Below are 1,493 nucleotides of genomic sequence, written 5' to 3'. Positions count from 1 at the left end.
GAGACTAGAATCCACATTGGCCATGTGCAACGAAAAATGGGCGGCGGCAGTATCTTTGGGAAATGCCCTACAGGAAAGGGGTTTAATCTGATTTTTTCGGCCGTTCGCTGTAACTGCTTGTAACGAGCAGACAGTCAAGCATGACCACTGCGGTCAGGTCATGCCAGTCCTTGTGTGGTAGCTGCAGCTGCGTCCGGGCAGCCACATCGAGCGGGGAGGATAGGGCATGGGCTACGAAATCAAAGTGTGTGCTTTGACAGCCCGCACGCACGATCACCAAGCGCTACGGCTCTGCGTAAGTGATATCCATCGAGTATGGGTTCTCGCGGCTCAAACTCCACTGATCATCGAGCCAGGTTCGCGCCGGGCTGCTGGCAGCCTATCGAGAAACGCCCTGATTTCTCGCTTCCCTCGCAAGTGAAGCGTAGGCACCTGTGCCCCGAGCTTAAGGCGAACTGCTTCGATACCAGGTCGGTAATTCCGGTCGAACGTCCACACGAACTTGAGAAATTCCAGGTCGAACCTTTCCACGCAACCTTCCGCACGATCGGGCCGTGGCTGGTTGCGAAGCAGGCGTAACAGCACCCGAATGAAACAGGTGAGCCTGGGCGTGTCGAGCCAGATGATCAGGTCCGCTCGCGGCAAACGCATGTCGAAGGTGCGGCGCGCATAGTTGCCTTCACACACCCAGGCGTCACCAGCTACGGCATCGCGTACACGGTCACGGAACTGTTCGGCATCAGGTTCCGCCCAGCCGGGCTCCCAGAAGAGTTTGTCCAAGTGAACGACGGAAAGCTCCAGGTGTTCTCCCAAGGCGCGGGCAAGGGTGGACTTGCCGCTGCCGCCGTTGCCCAGAATGACGATTCGTTGCATGGTGACTTCCTGTCGTAGGCAAAAGAACGATTGTATGGCGGTGGTTGAGCAACCCCAAGGCTAATGGATGCCAATCAGCCATTGACAGCCTTCCATTCGCTAACTTTCGTCTTGGTAGAGCGTGGTTTTGCCCACGGTGAATGCGGTTTCTTTGATCGGGTCCCGGGAAGTTGTAGTTGCCTGGGCTGGCCCTATCGCCGGCAAGCCGGGCTCCCACACATTTTATCGGGCGCCTGAGGTCGTCTACAACCTCAGGGGCGGTGTTGTGCGAGAGAGCTAGCCCGTGAAAGAGCCAGGCCAGGCAGATCATGACGAGGATAAATGCAGCGTCTGCGGGTCGGCCGGTTTCTGTATTTGGGCCAGTGCTGAGCCTGTAGGGCAACGACTTCGGCGCAGAGCGCGTAGTCGGCAGCCATCATCAACGCGTCTTCGAGGGAGTGCGGATTGTGAGGCGGATCGGGAGCGATCTTGAGCATGATCAAACTCCAACGTCGAACGGTGGAGCTACCACGGCAATGCCGTCAAGCAATTGGGGTGGCAGCTGTACGCGGGTTGACGGACCGAGACGTTGGCACTCGGCGCACCAGAGGGTGCCCGCACGTACAGCCACCATAACAGTG

The 1,493-nt window shown here is 58.1% G+C and carries 1 protein-coding gene; it reads right to left on the bottom strand.

Annotated features, from left to right (window positions below):
• Positions 1-330 precede the first annotated feature (330 nt).
• A complete protein-coding gene (locus BLX42_RS06710) occupies positions 331-873 on the bottom strand; it encodes an AAA family ATPase (RefSeq protein ID WP_161871429.1) in 543 nt (180 codons plus the stop codon).
• Positions 874-1,493: the final 620 nt, after the last annotated feature.

Origin of the sequence: Pseudomonas sp. SG-MS2, assembly GCF_009933855.1 — a bacterium.
GTDB lineage: Bacteria > Pseudomonadota > Gammaproteobacteria > Pseudomonadales > Pseudomonadaceae > Aquipseudomonas > Aquipseudomonas putida_E.
Note: the sequence above shows the minus strand (reverse complement) of the source record. Positions and strands in the feature narration are given on the sequence as shown.

Excerpts from the sequence above, each read along its gene's own strand:
- BLX42_RS06710 (WP_161871429.1), bottom strand. The coding sequence starts at position 873 with ATGCAACGAATCGTCATTCTGGGCAACGGCGGCAGCGGCAAGTCCACC.